Genomic DNA, 12,979 nt, shown 5'->3' with positions numbered 1-12,979 from the left:
CCCGCCGTCACGGGCCTTCTAGGCGTTGAGCAGCCGGACCCGGCACGCCAGTTGCAGGGCGAAGCGGGTGTCCGGGTCGGCCAGGTCGGCGCCGAGCGCCTCGGTGATCCACCGGATCCGGTAGGCGACCGCGTTCGGGTGCAGGTGCAGCGTCTCGGCGGTGCGTGTGGGCGAGCTCTGCGCGTCCAGGTAGGCCGACAGCGTCGTGACGCCGACCTTGGCCCGCGCCGCCCCCATGGCGTCCAGCGGGCCCAGCATCTCGGCCAGCAGGTCACGGCTCAGCGGCGAGGACGACAGCCCCGCCAGGATCCTGCGCAGGCCGGTGGCGTCGGTCTCGGCCAGCGTTCCGTGACGGCCCGCCGCTCGCGCCGAGTCCGCCGCCACACGCGCCTCCGCGGCCGACTGCCGCAGCCCGTCGGGCCCCGCCTGCGGGGTGCCGATCCCGCCGGTGATGACGACGTCGCCCCGCCCGGTCAGCGCCTCGATCAGCCGCTGCACCTCGGCTCGCGCCCGGCGGTGCAGATCGGTCCCGGCCGGCCCGGTGCAGACGACCACCAGGTCGCCGCCGAGCGTGGCCACGTGCCAGTCGCCCGGCTTGGAGTGGAGCACCTGCAGCGCCGACAGCTCCGCCTCGTCGAGCAGCTGACGGGCCCGGTCCAGCGACGCCTCGCCGCGGGCGGCGGCGTCCTCGAGCTTGAGCCAGGCGGCCACGTGCGTCTGCTCCACCGGAAGGTCGAGCTGGAAGGCCTGCTCCACCAGCTGCGGCAGCTGGGCCCGGTCGCACAGCACGATCTGCACGATCAGCCCGGCGCGGGTGAGCGCGGGCGCGAAGCGGCGGTTGAGTTCACGCTGCCGCAGCCGTGAGACGAGCGCGGCGATCGCCGGGAGGGCGACCCTGGTCGCGTCGTCGTCCAGATCGGCCACCACGCGGGCGACCGCCTGCCTGCCCACCACGACCGCGCCCGGATCGGACTCGCCGACCGGCATGGTCTCGTCCAGGCGCACCCGGCAGCCCAGCGCCTCCGCCGCGTGGCCGAGCAGCGTCCGCACCGCCTCGGCGCCGCCCTCCTCCGCCGCCTGCTGCGCGAGCCGGATGGCGCTCTCCGCGCGCGCGAGCGCGTCCGACGCGCCGCCCCTGACGAAGCGGTCGATGTCCAGCAGGAGCCCGGCCCCGTCGCGGGCCCTGTCCGGGGCGAGCACGGGCAGCTGCGCCCGGTCGGCCAGCCGCGTGGCGGTGATCGGCAGCCGCATCGGCGCCGCGAACACCAGCCCGGTCAGCCCCCGCGAGGTCGCCTGCCGGATCGCCACGTCGATCTCGTACCCGGAGATGGACTCCGCGCCCAGGACCACGATCAGGCTGTCGGCCGGAACCCGCTCGATGGCGGCCAGCGTGTCGGCGCCCGCGACGTGCCGGATGGGCACCTCCGCCGCGGGCCCGGCGATCAGCGTGAGCCCGAACCTTGACTGGCGGCGCAACATCTCGGCGATCGTCTGTGGCATGGCCACAGATTAGGGCGGAACCTTGTGATTGCGCCATATGGGATGCGGAGGGGCCGGTGGCCATACTCGTCCCATGCAGCTGACCGAGAGTGACCTTCCAGCGCTGGCGCGTGGCTGCGCCGTCTTGGGGACCGGTGGCGGCGGCTCGGTGGAGACCGCCATCCCCAGCGCCCTGCAGGCGCTGCGCGAGCACGGCCCCGTCCCGCTGGTACCGCTGGCCGACCTCGACGACGACGCGCTCATCGTCCCGATGTCCAGCATCGGCGCCCCGACCGTCGGGCACGAGATGCTCGCCAGCGCCGAACAGCCCAAGCGGCTGCGCGAGGAGGTCGAGCGCATCGCCGGGCGCCCGATCTCCGCGATCATGGCCGGCGAGATCGGCGGCAGCAACGGCGTCGAGCCGCTCGCCTGGGCGGCGCAACTCGGCCTGCCGATGCTCGACGCCGACGGCATGGGCCGCGCCTTCCCCGAACTTCAGATGGTCTCCATGCACGTGGCGGGCCTGACCTCCGACCTGGTGATCCTGGCCGACGTCGTCGGCAACGTGGCCGCGCTGCGCCCGATCGACGCGATCTGGTCCGAACGGCAGGCCAGGGCGCTGTGCGTGGCCAGCGGCGCGAGCACGATGATGGCCAACTACCTGATGTCCGGGGCCCAGGCCAGGGGCGCGGTCATCGAGGGCAGCGTCTCGGCCGCGCTCGACATCGGGCGCGCCACCATCGGCCAGGCCGACCCGGTCGCCGCCCTCACCGAACGGCTGGCCGCCCGCCGCCTGCTCGACGGCAAGATCGTCGAGGTCGAGCGGAACACCGGCGGCGGCTTCGTCCGCGGCGCCGTCGTCGTCGACGGCACCGGCTCGTACGCGGGCCGCATGGTGCGCATCGAGATCCAGAACGAGAACCTCGTCGTCTTCGAGTCCGGCGAGGTGCTGGCCAGCGTCCCCGACCTGATCACCGTGGTCGACACCCAGACCGCCGAGGCGGTCTCGACCGAGACGCTGCGCTACGGCCAGCGGGTCAGCGTCCTGGCCTGGGCCTGCGACCCGCTCTGGCGTACCCCGGGGGGCATGGCCGTCGTGGGCCCGCGCGCCTTCGGCTACCACATCGACTACAGACCTGTTGAGGAGCACGTGCATGTCGGCTGATCCCAAGCGCGATCTGAAGATCGGCATCGACGTCGGCGGCACGAACACCGACGCCGTCGTGCTCGACCGGTCGGACGCCATCGTGGCCAGGACCAAGCAGCCGACCACGCGGGACGTCACCGACGGCATCCGCAGCGCGCTGGCGGTGGTGCTCGGCGAGCTCGGCGAGCGCGAGCGGCAGGTGGGCCGGATCATGCTCGGCACCACCCACGCCACCAACGCCGTCCTGCAGCGCCGGGGGCTGAGCCGGGTGGCGGTGATCCGTCTCGGGGCGCCCGCCGCCACCGCCGTGGCGCCGCTGACGACCTGGCCGGCGGATCTGCGCGAGGCGGTCGAGGCGGGGTCGGTGATGCTGGGCGGCGGCCACTTCGTCGACGGCTGGCCGATCGCCCCGCTCGACCGCGACGGCATCCGCCGCTTCCTGGGATCGGTGGCGGACCGGACGGAGGCGGTGGCGGTCACCGGCATCTTCAGCCCGGCCTCCGGCGAGCAGGAGCAGCACGTCGCCGAGATCGTCCGCGAGGAGCTCGGCGCCGACGTGGCGCTGTCGCTCAGCCACGAGATCGGCTCGCTCGGCCTGCTGGAGCGGGAGAACGCGACCGTGCTGAACGCCGCGCTCTACCGCGCGGCGGGCGAGGTGACCCGGGCCCTGGACGCGGTGCTCGCCGAGCGCGGCCTGGACGCGGCGGCCTTCTTCGCCCAGAACGACGGCACGCTGATGGCCCTGGAGTACGCCTCCCGCTACCCGGTGCTGACCATCGGTTCCGGCCCGGCCAACTCGATCAGGGGCGCGGCGTTCCTGTCCGGGGTGGACGAGGCCATCGTGGTCGACGTCGGCGGCACCTCCACCGACCTCGGCGTGCTGGTACGCGGCTTCCCCCGCGAGTCGTCGTTCGCCACCGACATCGGCGGCGTGCGCACCAACTTCCGCATGCCGGACATCCTCAGCGTGGCCGTCGGCGGCGGCACCATCGTCGGCGGCACCCCCGAGGAGCCGGTCGTCGGGCCGGTCTCGGTCGGCTTCCGCATCACCTCCGAAGGACTGTCCTTCGGCGGAGGCACACCGACGCTGAGCGACGCCGGATCCCTGGCGGGCCGGGTCGCGCTGGGCGACGGGCTCCGGCCCCCGGCGCGTACCCGGGCCCTGCTGGACTCCGCGCTGCGGGTGGCCGACGCGGTCATCAGCGACGCGGTGGACCAGATGTCGCTGGGCCGGCGCGACCGGCCCGTCGTCGCGGTCGGCGGGGGCGCGTTCCTCGTGCCGGACGTCGTGACCGGCGCCGCCAAGGTGCTGCGTCCCGACAACGCCGACGTGGCCAATGCCGTGGGCGCGGCCATCGCCCTGGTCAGCGGCCGGTGGGAAACGCTGGCCCCGGCCGGCGAAGGCCGTAAGCAGGCCATCGAAGAGGCAAGTGAGAAGGCGGTCCACCGGGCCGTCCAGGCGGGGGCCGACCCCGCCACGGTGCAGGTGGTCGAGATCACCGAGACACCCCTGTCGTACCTGCACGAGCCGGCGGTCCGCGTCAACGTCAAGGCCGCGGGCCGGCTGGGCTGGTTGTGAACCGGACTTTAGGGATCGAGCTTTAGGGATCGGAAAGGAATGCCATGTCCAAATCTCGTCGCCGGCGTGCGGCTCAGGTGTGGTGTGCCGTAACAGTGCTGGCCGCGGTGGCCACCGGGTGCGGCGCGGACACCAAGCCCGCGGCGTCATCCCCCGCCACCAGCGGCATCCTGAGCGTCGGCGTCACCGCCTCACTGGGCCGGATGACCTCGCTCAACCCCCTGGCCGACAACCTCTACGGTTCGTGGATCGCCCGGCAGCTGATCTATCCCGCGCTCGTCCAGCTCAACGGCACCAAGCTGGAGCCGTCATGGGCGAGCAAGTGGGACGTCTCCGAGGGCGGCCGCGTCTACACCTTCCACCTGCAGCCCGGCACCTGGTCCGACGGCAAGCCCCTCACCGCGCACGACGCCGCATGGACGGCGAACTTCGAGCTGAAGCACGCCAGTGACGCAGCCGGTCTGGTCTCCTTCGCCCTCGAAGGGGTGAAGAGCGTCAAGGCCACCGACGACAAGACCTTGGTCGTCACCTACGCCGAGGCGATGCCCGAGAGCGTGCTGACCCTGCTGGCCAACTTCCACGTGCTGCCCAAGCACGTCTACGAGCCGCACGCGGGGGGCGACGGCTCGAAGATCCTGGCCTTCCGCCCCGAGGACAAGCTCCCCGCGGTCTCGGGCGGGCCGTTCACGGTGACCGAGTTCGCCGGCGACGGCACCACGATCTTCGAGCCCAACAAGGGCTACTTCGGCACCCCGCCGAAGGTCGGCGCCGTCGGCCTGCAGGTCTTCCAGAACGACGAGGGCCTGGCCCAGGCCCTGCGCGCCGGGACCGTCGCCTGGGGCTACGGCGGCGGCTCCGCGGTGGCCGCCTCGGTCAAGGGCGCCGCGGGCCTGAAGGTGGCCGCCTCCCCCTCCCAGGAGGTCGCCATGCTCAACGTCAACACCAACCCCAAGAAGCGGGACAACCCCGAGCTGAAGCAGGTCCAGGTCCGCGAGGCGATGTCCCTCGCGCTCGACCGCGCCGAGCTCGTCGAGGTCGTGCTCAACGGGTACGGCAGGCCCGGCCGCAGCGTCCTGGCCCCCTTCCAGGACGAGTGGATCCCCAAGGACCTGCAGGCCGACCCGCACGACCCGGCCAAGGCCAACGGCATCCTCGACGGTCTCGGCTACAAGCGCGGCGCCGACGGCATCCGCGTGACCCCGGCCGGCGACCGCATGTCCTACTCCGTCGTGGTCTGGAAGGAGATCAGCCGCGTGGCCGAGATCCTGCAGAAGAACCTGGCGGAGGTCGGCATCGAGCTGAAGCCGGACATCGCCGCCGACTACACGGCCGCGGTCACCAAGCCCGACGGCAAGTACCTGGACTTCGACCTGGCCTACTCCTACTGGACGCTCTCCCCCGATCCGGGCGGCACGCTGAGGGTCTACAGCTGCGACAGCTGGGGCAGCGTCAACTTCGCCGGATTCTGTGACAAGGACTACGACACGCTGCTCACCAAGCAGCGCGGCATGCTCGACCCGGCCGAGCGGACCGCGGCCGTCGGCACGCTGCAGAAGACGCTCCTGCGCGACACGCGGGCCGTCCTGCCGCTCTACCACGCCGAGACCGTGCACGTCGTACGCCAGGACTGGGCCGGCATCGAGACCCAGCGCTTCGGACCGGGTCTCTGGACCCAGATCCACCGCGTGTCATGAACCGGGGCGGTTACCTGGTCCGGCGCCTCGCCTCGGCCCTCGCCACCGTCGCGGCGGCGGCTGTGATCAACTTCGTGCTCTTCCGGGCCGCGCCGGGCGACGCGGCCACGCAGTACCAGATGTGCCGGACCTGCAGCGCCGAGTTCCGCGACTACCTGCGCGCGGAGCTCGGCCTGGACCGGCCGCTGCTGGAGCAGTTCTGGCTGTACGTCTCCGCGCTGCTGCGCGGGGACCTCGGCCACTCCTTCCAGACGCGGCGGCCGGTGTGGGACGAGCTGGCGGGGCCGCTGGCCAACACGCTGCCGATGGTGGGGCTGGGGCTGGCCTTCGGGCTCGCGCTCGGCCTGGTCATCGGAGTCGTCGCCGCCTGGCGGCGGGGCACGGCGGCCGACTGGGCGCCGCTGTCGGCCTCGATGTTCCTGTCGGTGCTGCCCATCCAGTGGATCGGGCTGATGTTGCTGCTGCTGTTCGGCGGCGCGCTGCCGACCGGCGGCATCTCCGACCCGTACCTGCGCTTCAGCGATCCGTCGTGGTGGCAGGTGCTGGGCGACCGGCTGGAGCACCTGGCGCTGCCGTCGCTGGCGATCGGGCTGGCGTGGTGCGGCTCGTGGGCGCTGATCGCGCGCTCGGCGCTGGTCGGGTCGCTCGGCGAGGACTACATCCTCACCGCGCGCGCCAAGGGCCTGACGAGCTGGCGGATCGTGCGCCGCTACGCGCTGCCGAACTCGCTGCTGCCGATCACCACGCTGATCTTCCTCACGTTCGGCTACATCGTGGCCGGGTCGTTGCTGGTGGAGACCGTGTTCTCCTATCCGGGCATCGGGCTGGCCCTCTACCAGGCGGTCCAGAACCGCGACTACGCCGTGCTCCAGGGCGGGTTCCTGCTCCTGACGGCGGCGATCGTGGTCGCGAACCTGCTGGCCGACCTGCTCTATCTCAAGCTCGATCCGAGGATCAGGACATGAACGTGCTGCGCAGGTATCCGGGCGGCGCGCTCGGGGCGGCCATGCTCGCCGCGATCGTCGTCCTGGCCGTGCTCGCCCCGTGGATCGCGCCCTACGCGAGCCACGAGAAGGTCGGCGCGGTCTACCAGCCGCCCTCGGCGGCGCATCCGCTCGGCCTGGACGACGCCGGCGTCGACATGGTGACGCTCCTGCTGTGGGGCGCCCGCACGTCGCTGCTGGTCGGGTTCGCCGCCGCGCTCATCGCCGTCGTGGTCGGCGGCGCGATCGGCCTGGCCGCGGGGTACGCGGGCGGGCGCACCGACGCCGTGCTGATGCGGCTGACCGACTACATGCTGGTGATCCCCGACATCCCGCTGCTGCTGATCGTCGCGGCGGTGTGGGGGCGCAGCATGACCGGCGTCGTGGCCATCATCGGGCTGCTGTCGTGGCCCCGGCTGGCGCGGGTGGTGCGCGCGGAGGCGCTGAGCGTGCGCGAACGCGCGTACGTGAAACGGGCGCTGACCATCGGCGCGGGGAACCTGCGGATCGTGGCGACCCACGTGCTCCCGCACGTCGTGCCGCTGCTGCTGACGCTGGCGATCTTCGCGGTGGGCAACGCCATCCTGGTCGAGACGGCCATCGCCTTCCTCGGCCTCGGCGACCCGTCGGCCCTGTCCTGGGGGCGGCTCATCCAGAACGCCTTCGCCGGGCAGGCCGTCTCCCGCGACGCCTGGTGGGCGATCGTGCCGCCCGGTCTGGCGGTCGGCTGCCTGATCCTGGCGTGCACGCTGATCGGCCGGGCGCTGGAGGACCACCTCAACCCCCGGCTGCGCGCCGGGCACCTGTCGGTGCGGACCTTCCGCCTGGCTCCGGTTCCGTCGGGAGGTGAGCGCTGATGTCCGCTCCGCTGCTGGAGGTCCGCGACCTGCACGTCTGGTTCGACCTGCCCCGGGGCAGGGTGCACGCGCTGCGCGGCCTGGACGTCACGGTCGGCGCGGGCGAGGGCCTGGGCCTGGTCGGCGAGTCGGGCTGCGGCAAGACGACCGCGATCCTGGCCATGATGGGACTGCTGCCGCCGTCGGCCACGGTCGCCGGGCAGGTCCTGCTCAACGGCGAGAACATCCTGGCCAGGGGCGAGGCGAGCGTACGCCGGCACCGCTGGACCGACCTGGCCATGGTCTTCCAGGGCGCCATGAACGCCTTCAGCCCGGTCGCCACCGTCGGCGCCCAGATCGCCGAGCCGATGCGCCTGCATCGTGTGGCCGAGGGCAAGCAGGCCACGCTCCGCGTACGCGAGCTGCTGGAACTCGTCGGCATCCACCCCGACAAGGCGAGCCGCTACCCGCACGAGTTCTCCGGCGGCATGCGCCAGCGCGCGGCCATCGCGATGGCGCTGGCCTGTGAGCCGAAGGTGCTGCTCGCCGACGAGCCCACCACCGCCCTGGACGTGATCGTGCAGGCCCAGGTGCTCGACCTGCTGGACCGGCTGCGCACGGAGCTGGGGCTGGCGGTCGTCCTGGTCACCCACGACCTGCCCGTGGTCGGCCGCGTGTGCGGGCGGGCCGCGGTCATGTACGCGGGCCGGGTGGCCGAGAACGCCGACATCGGCGACCTGCACCTGCGCCCCGGCCACCCCTACAGCCGCGCGCTGTTCTCCGGCGGCGCCATCGCCGGAGCGCCCCCGCGCCTGGACGAGGAGTGGCCGGGCTGCGCGTTCGCGCCGCGCTGCGAGCACGCCGAGGACCGCTGCCGCACCCAGGCGCCGCGGCTGGTCCCGCTCGGCGCGCGACAGTCCAGCGCCTGCCATCTCGCCGCATCGATCGCCGGAGGTACGGCATGAGCCTGCTCGAAGTCGACGGCCTGGCCACGCACTTCCGCCTGCGCGGACGGCCGCGCCGGGTGGTGCGCGCGGTGGACGGCGTCTCCTTCACCGTCGGGCCCGGGGAACTGCTGGCCCTGGTGGGCGAGTCCGGGTCGGGCAAGACGACCACCGCCCAGTCGGTGCTGCGGATGGCCGATCCCACCGCGGGCACGGTCAGGTTCGCCGGCCAGGACATCACCGGCCTGAGCAGGCGCCGGCTCAAGCCGGTGCGCCGCCGCATGCAGGTCGTCTTCCAGGACCCCTACGAGTCGCTGGATCCGCGCTTCCGCATCGGCCGCTCGGTGGCCGAGCCGCTGGCCGTCCACGGCGTCGGCACCCGCGCCGAGCGCCGCGACCTGGTCCTGGCCGCCCTCGAACGCGCCGGCCTGTCACCGGCCGCCGCCTTCGCCGACCGCTTCCCGCACGAGCTGTCCGGCGGCCAGCGGCAGCGGGCGGCCATCGCCGCCGCCCTGGTCCTGGAGCCCGACCTGCTCGTCGCCGACGAGCCCGTCTCGATGCTCGACGTGTCGGTACGCGCCGGCGTGCTGGCGTTGTTCGACGAGCTGCGGGCCGCCGGCCTGGGCATCCTGATGATCACGCACGACCTGTCCACCACAGCCGCGCACGCCGACCGGATCGCGGTCATGTACCTGGGCCGCATCGTCGAGGAAGGACCCGCGGCCGAGGTCATCGCCAACCCGGTCCACCCCTACACGCGCGCGCTGGTCGCCGCCGTCCCCCGTGCGGGCGAGGAACGCCGCCCGATCCCCATCAAGGCCGGTGAGCCGCCGGACCCGGCCGCCATCCCCGCCGGGTGCCGCTTCCATCCGCGCTGCCCGCTCGCGCGGGAGGAGTGCCGCCGCGACGATCCGGCCCTGGCCGTGGTCTCCGGCGCGCATCGTGCCGCGTGCCCGGTGAACCTGCCGCCTGCCGTACCGACCGAGGAGGAGCAGTGCGCCCCGTCCCGTCCCCGATGAACCCGCCTTCCGTCCTCGCCGCCGACGTCGACGAGATCGTGGTGTCCGCGCTGGCCCGCCACCGGGTTCCCGGCTGCTCGGTCGCGATCGCGCACGGCGGGCGGCACTGGACCGGCGCGTACGGCCTGGCCAGGACCGACCCCGAGCAGCCGTTCCTGCCGCAGACGCGGATCCCGGTCGCCTCGATGACCAAGCCGTTCACCGCCACGGCGGTCCTGGCGCTGGCCGAGGCCGGCGCCGTCGACCTGGATCAGCCGGTACGCCGCTACCTGCCCGGTTTCCGCGTCGCCGACGGGTCCGCCACCGCGTCGGCGACGGTGCGGCACCTGCTCACCCATCTGACGGGCTGGCTGGGCGACGAGCCCGAGTTCGTCACCGACCGGGGGGACGGCGCGCTGGCCGCGCAGGTGGCCGCCTTCTCCGCGCTGCCGCAGTTCCTGCCGCCCGGCACGACCTTCTCCTACTGCAACACCGGCCTGGACGTGGCCGGGCGGCTGGTCGAGGTGGTGAGCGGGCAGAGCTACGAGTCGTTCGTCGAGGACCGCGTCCTGACGCCGCTCGGCATGACCGGCTCGACCTTCTTCGCCGAACGCGTGGTCTCCCAGCCCGCCGCCGCCGGCCACACCCGCGAGGACGACGGCGCCCCGCACCCGGTCCAGGACGCGTGGCTGCTGCCCCGCGGCGTCAACCCCTCCGGCGGCCTGATCTCCACGGCCGGCGACCAGCTGCTCTGGATGCGCTGGTGGCTGGGCGAGCTGGACGTGGCCGGGCCGCTGTCTCCGGAGACACGCGCGGCGATGATCTCCGACCCGGTGCCCGTGCGGGCGGGACAGGCCGCGACCGGGCTCGGCTGGCACCTCGACTACCTGCCGCGCGGTGCGACGCGGGTGAGCGCCGTCTACCACGAGGGCAGCCTGCACGGCACCGCGACCGTCTGCCGTTTCGTGCCCGAGGCCGGCCTCGCGGTGGTGGTGCTCACCAACGCCGACGACGGGCAGCTGGCCTACCGGGAGATTGGCGACGCGCTCCTGGCCGAGCTGGCCGGGATCGGCAAGCCGGACCGGAAGGTCTTCCGGGACACCGGTGAGCAGGATCTCGCCCCCTACGCGGGCGCCTACAGCACCCCCGAGCGGCAGGACATGTCCTCGCGCGTCGAGGTCACCGTCCGGCCGGGCACCCTGGGCCTGCGGGTGACGACCGTCCACTACGACCGGCCGCTGGAGATGGGCGCGGGCCGGGTCGAGGCCGACGAGTTCGCGCTCCTGGACGGCCCGTGGCGCGACGAGCCCCTCGCGTTCCTGCGCGAACCCACCGGCGAGCTGCTCGGGCTCCGCATCGCCGGCCGTGTCTTTCTCTACCAAGGAGGTACCGCGTGAAGCGCCGCCTGACGCTCGACGACCTGTGGGACTTCGCGATCCCCAGCTCCCCCGCCCTGTCCCCCGACGGCTCGCGCGTCGTCTACGCGCTGCGCACCGCCGAGCGCGAGCCCGACCGCAACGTGCGCGCGCTGTGGATCGTCGAGACCGCCGGTACGGCGGGGCCGCGCCGGCTGACCCACGGCCCGTCCGACGGCGCGCCGGCCTGGTCGCCGGACGGCTCCCGGCTGGCGTTCCTGCGCGAGGGGCAGCTGTTCACGCTGCGCCTCGACGGCGGCGAGCCGGAGCGGCTCACCGACCTGCCGCTCGGCGCCGGAGCGCCCCGCTGGAGCCCGGACGGCGAACGGATCGCCTTCTCCGCGGCGGTACGCGTGGCCGAATCCTGGCCGGGCGGCCCCATGGTCATCGACCGGCTCGGCTACAAGGCCGACGGCGCCGGGCTGCGCGCCACCGTCCGCCGCCAGGTGCACGTTCTCGACGTGGGCACCGGCGAGGTGCGCCAGGTCACCTCCGGCGACTGGGACGCCGGCGAGCCCGCCTGGTCACCGGACGGGACCCGGCTGGCCTACACCTCGGGGGCCGGGGACAACGCCGACCTGACGCTGACGGCGGCGCCGTACGTGGTGGACCTCGACGGCGGGCGGCCGCGGCCGGTCGGCGACGAGAAGGGCTGGTTCGGCGGCGTCCACTGGTACCCGGACGGCTCCGCGCTGCTGGCGGTCGGCCTGCCCGAGGTGCGCATCGGGCACACGCGGCTGGTGAAGCTCCCCCTGGACGGCGGCCCGCCCGTCGACCTGACCCGGGACCTGGATCGCAACGTGATGCCGGGCGGCCCGGAGTGGCCGGGCGGCGCCCCGCGCTTCACCCGCGACGGCGCGCACGTGCTCTTCTGCGCCCGCGAGCGCGGCAGCACCCTGCTGTACCGGGTGCCCGCGGACGGCGGACGTCCTGAGCCGGTCCTGACCGGCAGCGTCTCCGGGCTGAGCACCTCACCCGGCGACGTGACCGCGGTCGTCACCGTCACCACGCGCTCCCACGGCGAGATCGCGCTGGCCGACCTGGAGACCGGGCAGGTGCGCGAGCTGACCGCGCACACCGCGAGCGCGCTGCCGGACGTGGAGTTCATCCAGCCGCAGGAGCGGGAGTTCACGATCGGCGACGGGAGCACCGTCCACGGCTGGATCCTGCGCGAGCCCGGCGCCACCGGCGCGGGACCGCTCCTGCTGGACGCGCACGGCGGCCCGCACCTGGCCTGGGCGCCCCACCTCGAACCCGCCCACCCCTACCACCAGCTGCTGGCCGCCCAGGGCTGGACCGTACTCCTGCTCAACCCGCGCGCCAGCGACGGCTACGGCGAGGACTTCTACGCCGCCAGCGTCGGCCACTGGGGCCGAGGCGACGAACGCGACTTCCTCGACCCCGTGGAGCAGTTGGTCGACGAGGGCGTGGCCGACCCCGACCGGCTGACGATCTGCGGCTACAGCTACGGCGGCTTCACCACCTGCCACCTGACCACGCGTACCGACCGCTTCGCCGCCGCCGTGGCCGGCGGGCCGGTGACGAACCTGCTCAGCATGTCCGGCAGCTCCGACGACAGCCACGTCTTCGCCGCGCTGGAGTTCGGCGGCGACGTCTACTCCGGGGGCGAGCTCCTGCGGGCGCAGTCGCCCATCGAGCGCGTACGGCACGTGCGCACCCCGACCCTGCTCGTGCACGCGATCAACGACGACCGCTGCCCGGTGGGCCAGTCGGAGGAATGGTTCACGGCGCTGCGCACACTCGGCGTCCCCACCGAAATGGTCCTCTACCCGGACGAGTCCCACCAGTTCCTGGTCGACGGCCGCCCCTCGAACCGGGTCGACTACAGCCGCCAGATCGTCCGCTGGCTCACCACCCACGTCCACTGACCCTTCAGGCCCGGC

General features: G+C 73.6%; 10 protein-coding genes. 9 read left to right on the top strand and 1 reads right to left on the bottom strand.

What is annotated here, in order from left to right:
- Positions 1-18: 18 nt before the first annotated feature.
- The gene (locus tag ACIBHY_RS25695) at positions 19-1,500 is read right to left on the bottom strand and encodes a helix-turn-helix domain-containing protein (RefSeq protein WP_397251114.1); all 1,482 of its coding nucleotides are present in this window, start codon (positions 1,498-1,500) and stop codon (positions 19-21) included.
- A 73-nt stretch (positions 1,501-1,573) separates the two neighbouring features.
- Between ACIBHY_RS25695 and ACIBHY_RS25690 the strand changes: the two genes are divergently transcribed.
- The 9 genes from ACIBHY_RS25690 to ACIBHY_RS25650 are packed head-to-tail and all read left to right on the top strand — an operon-like array spanning position 1,574 to position 12,964.
- Positions 1,574-2,644 (top strand): DUF917 domain-containing protein, encoded by a 1,071-nt coding sequence (locus ACIBHY_RS25690; RefSeq protein WP_397251116.1) that lies wholly within the window; start codon positions 1,574-1,576, stop codon positions 2,642-2,644.
- Positions 2,634-4,205: a hydantoinase/oxoprolinase N-terminal domain-containing protein gene (locus tag ACIBHY_RS25685; RefSeq protein ID WP_397251118.1), complete on the top strand. Its 1,572-nt coding sequence runs from the start codon at positions 2,634-2,636 to the stop codon at positions 4,203-4,205. Before ACIBHY_RS25690 ends, ACIBHY_RS25685 begins: the two co-directional genes overlap by 11 nt.
- A 44-nt stretch (positions 4,206-4,249) precedes the next feature.
- Positions 4,250-5,899 carry an ABC transporter substrate-binding protein gene (locus ACIBHY_RS25680; protein WP_397251120.1) on the top strand — a complete coding sequence of 550 codons (1,650 nt, stop codon included), beginning with the start codon at positions 4,250-4,252 and terminating at the stop codon, positions 5,897-5,899.
- On the top strand, positions 5,896-6,864 hold the full coding sequence (locus tag ACIBHY_RS25675; RefSeq protein WP_397251122.1) for an ABC transporter permease: 969 nt from the start codon (positions 5,896-5,898) through the stop codon (positions 6,862-6,864). The genes ACIBHY_RS25680 and ACIBHY_RS25675 overlap by 4 nt, the downstream gene beginning before the upstream one ends.
- Positions 6,861-7,739, top strand: a complete 879-nt coding sequence (locus tag ACIBHY_RS25670; RefSeq protein WP_397307905.1) for an ABC transporter permease — start codon at positions 6,861-6,863, stop codon at positions 7,737-7,739. The genes ACIBHY_RS25675 and ACIBHY_RS25670 overlap by 4 nt, the downstream gene beginning before the upstream one ends.
- Positions 7,739-8,683: an ABC transporter ATP-binding protein gene (locus ACIBHY_RS25665; protein ID WP_397251126.1), complete on the top strand. Its 945-nt coding sequence runs from the start codon at positions 7,739-7,741 to the stop codon at positions 8,681-8,683. Before ACIBHY_RS25670 ends, ACIBHY_RS25665 begins: the two co-directional genes overlap by 1 nt.
- A complete protein-coding gene (locus ACIBHY_RS25660) occupies positions 8,680-9,681 on the top strand; it encodes an ABC transporter ATP-binding protein (RefSeq protein ID WP_397307904.1) in 1,002 nt (333 codons plus the stop codon). The genes ACIBHY_RS25665 and ACIBHY_RS25660 overlap by 4 nt, the downstream gene beginning before the upstream one ends.
- Positions 9,657-11,057: a serine hydrolase domain-containing protein gene (locus tag ACIBHY_RS25655; protein ID WP_397307902.1), complete on the top strand. Its 1,401-nt coding sequence runs from the start codon at positions 9,657-9,659 to the stop codon at positions 11,055-11,057. Before ACIBHY_RS25660 ends, ACIBHY_RS25655 begins: the two co-directional genes overlap by 25 nt.
- The gene (locus tag ACIBHY_RS25650; RefSeq protein WP_397251132.1) at positions 11,054-12,964 is read left to right on the top strand and encodes a S9 family peptidase; all 1,911 of its coding nucleotides are present in this window, start codon (positions 11,054-11,056) and stop codon (positions 12,962-12,964) included. Before ACIBHY_RS25655 ends, ACIBHY_RS25650 begins: the two co-directional genes overlap by 4 nt.
- Positions 12,965-12,979: the final 15 nt, after the last annotated feature.

Origin of the sequence: Nonomuraea sp. NPDC050547 (assembly GCF_044457345.1) — a bacterium.
Taxonomy (GTDB): Bacteria; Actinomycetota; Actinomycetes; order Streptosporangiales; family Streptosporangiaceae; genus Nonomuraea.
This window is presented reverse-complemented; position numbering and strand designations above follow the sequence as displayed.